The following is a 5,038-nucleotide window of genomic DNA, read 5'->3' on the forward strand; positions in this document are numbered from 1 at the left end:
GAAGTTGGGTCGTGTCCGTCCCGCCCCGCAGTCAGGCCGCGTACGCGGACCAAGGGGCCGGGACGGACACGACCCAACTTCCTCGGCGGCCTCGGCGGCTGGCTCTGGCTGGCCATCATCATCGTCCCCGTCTACTACGTGGTGGTGACGAGCCTGAAAAACCAGGCGGGGTTCTTCACTTCCAACCCGATGATGCCGCCCGCAGAGCCCACCCTGGACAACTACAAACTGGTGGTCGAGAACGACTTCGCCAGATACTTTGCCAACAGCCTCATCGTCACAGTGGGCAGCGTTGTGCCGGCACTGCTGGTTTCCTTCATGGCTGCCTACGCGATCGTCCGCGGCAAGAGCAGGTTCCTCAACTGGACCAACAACCTGTTCCTGCTGGGCCTGGCCATCCCTCTGCACGCCACCATCATCCCCATCTACTGGATGATCACGCGCGCCCATATGTACGACACCCTGCTGGCGCTGATCCTGCCTTCCATCGCCTTCGCCATCCCGATCTCCGTGCTGATCCTGTCCAATTTCATGCGGGACGTGCCCAACGAACTCTTCGAATCCATGCGGCTGGACGGCTGCTCCGACTGGGCCATGATGTGGCGCCTGGCGCTGCCCATGACCAAACCGGCCGTCATCACGGTGGGAATCTACAACGCCCTGCACGTCTGGAACGGCTTCCTGTTCCCGCTGATCCTGACCCAAAGCCCGGCCACCCGGGTGCTGCCGCTGTCCCTGTGGACGTTCCAAGGGGAATTCAGCGTCAACATCCCGGCCGTGCTCGCCGCCGTCGTGCTCGCCACGCTGCCACTGCTGGTGGTCTACATCATCGCCCGGCGCCAGCTGCTCAGCGGCCTCACCGCAGGCTTCAGCAAATAGCGTGCGGGGCCCTTTTCCTGGGGCGCCGCCACCGATCTCCACCCGTCTTTCGAAAGGATTACCGATGACTGACCCGACGAGCCTGCGTGTGGGGATGGTGGGCTATGCGTTTATGGGGGCCGCCCATTCGCACGCGTGGCGGAGCGCGCCGCGGTTCTTTGACCTGCCGCTGCATCCGGAACTGACCGCGGTCGCGGGCCGGAACCCCGACGGGGTGCGGGCCGCGGCGGCGAAGCTGGGCTGGGAATCCTATGAGACGGACTGGCGGGCGTTGATCGAGCGGGAGGACATCGACCTGATCGATATCTGCACCCCGGGCAACACGCACGCCGAGATCGCGATCGCGGCGCTCGAGGCCGGCAAGCATGTCCTGTGCGAGAAGCCGCTGGCGAACTCCGTGGCCGAGGCCGAACGGATGGCCGCGGCCGCGGAGGCCGCGGCGGCCCGGGGCGTGTACTCGATGTGCGGGTTCAGCTACCGGCGTACCCCGGCCCTGGCCCTGGCCCGGCGGATGGTCGCCGAGGGCCGGCTCGGGCAGATCCGGCACGTGCGGGCCCAGTACCTGCAGGACTGGCTCACCGATCCGGACGCGCCGCTGACCTGGCGGCTGGACAAATCCAAGTCCGGCTCCGGCGCGCTCGGGGATATCGGGGCGCACAGCATCGATGCCGCCCAGTGGATCACCGGACTCAACATCACCGGGGTCTCGGCGCTGCTGGAAACCTTCGTCAAGGACCGGCCCCTGGCCGGGGACCTCGTGGGCCTGGGCGGGCACGGCGCCACCGGCGCCGAGCGCGGGCCGGTCACCGTGGACGACGCCGCCATCTTCACCGCCCGCTTCGCCGCCGCCAACGGCGGGGAAACAGCCGCCAACGGCGGCGGAAGCGGCGGTTCATCTGCCGGGACCGCCGCCGGGCCGGTCGGGGTGTTCGAGGCCACCCGGTTCGCGCTGGGCCGGAAGAACGCCATGCGCCTGGAACTGAACGGCACCGCCGGGTCGCTGGCCTTCGACTTCGAGGACATGAACGCCCTGTCCGTCTACGACGCCGCCGACGGCCCCGACGCCGGGTTCCGCAAAATCCTGGTCACCGAACCCGAACACCCCTACACCGGGAACTGGTGGCCCACCGGACACGGACTGGGCTACGAACACCTCTTCACCCACCAGGCGGTCGACCTCATCCACGCCATCAACGCCGGCCGGCCCCCGGCACCGTCCTTCGCCGACGCCCTCCAGGTCCAAAAAGTCCTCGCCGCCATCGAAACCAGCGCCAACAACGACAGCCACTGGCACCACGTCTGAGAGGAAACACCATGACACGACCCATCACCCTCTTCACCGGCCAGTGGGCCGACCTGCCCTTCGAAGAGGTGGCGCGGCTCGCCGGCGAGTGGGGCTTTGACGGCCTGGAGATCGCCTGCTGGGGTGACCACCTGGACCCGCAGCGGGCCGTCGAGGACGACGCATATCTCCAAGGCCGGCTGGACATCCTGGACAAGCACCAGCTCAAGGTCCATGCGATTGCCAATCACCTCACCGGACAGGCCGTCTGCGACGACCCGATCGACGAGCGTCACGAGGGTATTCTTCCTGCCCACGTGTGGGGCGACGGCGACGCCGAAGGGGTCCGCACCCGCGCCGCCGAGGCCATGAAGACCACGGCCCGCGCGGCAGCCAGGCTTGGCGTGCAGACCGTCACCGGGTTCACCGGATCCTCGATCTGGAAATGCGTTGCCATGTTCCCGCCCGCCTCGGACGCCATGATCGAACGCGGCTACCAGGACTTCGCAGACCGCTGGAATCCGATCCTCGACGTCTTCGACGAGGAAGGGCTCCGTTTCGCCCTCGAGGTACACCCGTCCGAAATCGCCTACGACTACTGGACCGCCAAGCGCACCTTGGAAGCCGTCGGCCATCGGGAGAGCTTCGGCTTGAACTTCGACCCGTCCCACTTCCTCTGGCAGGACCTGGACCCTGTCATGTTCCTGCAGGACTTCGCCGACAAGATCTTCCACGTCCATGTCAAGGAATCCGTCCGGCAGCTCAACGGCCGCAACGGACGGCTCGGCTCCCACCTGCCCTGGGCCGACCCGCGCCGCGGGTGGGACTTCGTTACGGCCGGCCACGGCGACGTCAATTGGGAGCCGATATTCCGGACCCTGAACGCCATTGGATATCGGGGACCCACCAGCGTCGAGTGGGAGGACGCCGGCATGGACCGCCTGGTCGGCGCACCGCAGGCCCTAGCTCTGGTCAAGGAACTTGCCACGATCACACCGCCCGCGGCCGCGTTCGATGCGGCCTTCGCCGCCCGCTGAGCCAGCCGCGACCACAACAAACCAACAACAGAGGAACCCCATGACAATCGACCAAAAAACCGCCCTCGTGGTGCGCGGCGGCTGGGACGGGCACCAGCCCGTTGCGGCCACCGAGGAATTCATCCCGTACCTGCAAGCCAACGGCTACGAGGTCCGGGTGGAGGAATCGCCCAAGATCTACGCCGACGCCGACTTCATGGCGGGCGTGGACCTGATCCTGCAGTGCGTGACCATGTCCACCATCGAAAAGGACGAGTTCGAGGGGCTCCGGGCCGCCGTCGAAAACGGCACAGGCCTGGCCGGCTGGCACGGCGGCATCGCGGATTCTTACCGAGACACGTCCGACTACCTGCACCTGATCGGCGGCCAGTTTGCCTGCCACCCGGGCAAGCACCCGGACGAGCGCACGGGCGGGCAGCCCGACAACTACGTCCCGTACACAGTCAACATGCTCCCGGCAGCCGCCGAGCATCCAATCACTGCCGGTCTCGACGATTTCGATCTCGTCACCGAACAGTACTGGGTCCTCGCCGACGACTACATCGACGTCCTGGCCACCACCACCCAGAAAGTCCGCGAATGGGACCCTTGGCACCGCGAGGTCACCTCGCCCGCTATCTGGACCCGGCAATGGGGAAAGGGCAGGATTTTCGTCTGCACCCCGGGACACCGCGTCGAAATCCTCCAGGACAGCAATGTCCGCACCATCATCGAAAGGGGCCTGCTGTGGGCAAGCCGGTAAACGTTGGAATCATCGGCTGTGGAGCCATCATCGTCCAGTACCTGGTGAACTTCCGCCGGCTCGAGGACATCAACCTCGTCGCCGTCGCGGACCTGAATCCTGCCCGGGCGCAGGCTGTGGCCGACTCCTACGACGGCGTCCGGGCGCTCACAGTGGACGCGCTCCTGGCGGCCGACGACGTCGAACTCGTCCTGAACCTGACCATCCCGGCAGCCCACGCCGAGGTCGCACTGCGGGCGATTGCCGCCGGCAAATCCGTCTACGGCGAGAAGCCCCTCGCGGCCACAACCGCGGAGGCCCGGCAGGTCCTGGATGCTGCCCGGACGGCCGGCGTCGCGGTCGGCTGCGCCCCTGACACCGTGCTCGGCACCGGGATCCAGACCGCCCGGAAAGCCATCGACGACGGGCTGATCGGCAGGCCCATCTCCGCGACCGCCACGATGGTCACGCCCGGGCATGAGCGCTGGCACCCGAACCCGGACTTCTATTACCAGCCCGGTGGCGGCCCGCTACTGGACATGGGACCGTACTACGTCTCGGCCCTGGTCACGTTGCTCGGACCCGTGGTCTCGGTGATCGGCGCCGCCAGCCACACCCGCGGTGAACGGACCATTGGATCGGGCCCGCGCGCAGGCCAGAGCGTGCCGGTGGCGATCGATACCCACGTCACCGGCGTCCTGGTCCACGCCTCGGGGGCCTTGTCCACGCTGGTGATGAGCTTCGACGCCGTGAAGACCAGGAGCCCCAACATCGAAATCCATGGGGAACGCGGGTCCCTCGTGGTCCCGGATCCCAACCACTTCGACGGCGACGTCCAGCTCTTCGCCCTAGGCGCGGAGGACTGGCAGGCCCTTCCGGTTTCTGCCGGCTATGAGGACTCGGGGCGCGGCTTCGGCGTCGCGGACTTCATCCGCACCCCGGCCGGCCAGGAGCCACGGGCAGGCGGAGTCCTGGCATTCCACGCCCTGGAAGTGATGGAGTCCGTGCTCGAGTCGGCGCACACGGGAACGCCTGTCCGGATCGCCAGCACAGCAGTCCGGCCCGCTCCGGTCGAACTGGCTGCCATCGCGGAGTCTCCCGTGGCGGTCACCTCGTAGC

The 5,038-nt window shown here is 67.3% G+C and carries 5 protein-coding genes; all 5 read left to right on the forward strand.

Annotated features, from left to right (window positions below):
- Window positions 1–108: 108 nt before the first annotated feature.
- The 5 genes from LQV16_RS22800 (at window position 109) to LQV16_RS22820 (ending at window position 5,037) form a co-directional block, all read left to right on the forward strand.
- Window positions 109–879: a carbohydrate ABC transporter permease gene (locus tag LQV16_RS22800; protein WP_229996122.1), complete on the forward strand. Its 771-nt coding sequence runs from the start codon at window positions 109–111 to the stop codon at window positions 877–879.
- 64 nt (window positions 880–943) lie between these two features.
- The gene (locus LQV16_RS22805) at window positions 944–2,182 is read left to right on the forward strand and encodes a Gfo/Idh/MocA family oxidoreductase (RefSeq protein ID WP_229996118.1); all 1,239 of its coding nucleotides are present in this window, start codon (window positions 944–946) and stop codon (window positions 2,180–2,182) included.
- Window positions 2,183–2,193: 11 nt separating this feature from the next.
- The gene (locus tag LQV16_RS22810; protein WP_229996119.1) at window positions 2,194–3,198 is read left to right on the forward strand and encodes a sugar phosphate isomerase/epimerase family protein; all 1,005 of its coding nucleotides are present in this window, start codon (window positions 2,194–2,196) and stop codon (window positions 3,196–3,198) included.
- A gap of 40 nt (window positions 3,199–3,238) precedes the next feature.
- A complete protein-coding gene (locus tag LQV16_RS22815) occupies window positions 3,239–3,940 on the forward strand; it encodes a ThuA domain-containing protein (RefSeq protein WP_229996120.1) in 702 nt (233 codons plus the stop codon).
- Entirely contained in the window at window positions 3,925–5,037 is a 1,113-nt protein-coding gene (locus LQV16_RS22820; RefSeq protein ID WP_229996121.1) for a Gfo/Idh/MocA family oxidoreductase, read from the forward strand. Before LQV16_RS22815 ends, LQV16_RS22820 begins: the two co-directional genes overlap by 16 nt.
- The last annotated feature ends 1 nt before the right edge of the window (window position 5,038 follow it).

The sequence above is a fragment of the Arthrobacter sp. Bi26 genome (assembly GCF_918697925.1).
Classification (GTDB): Bacteria; Actinomycetota; Actinomycetes; order Actinomycetales; family Micrococcaceae; genus Arthrobacter.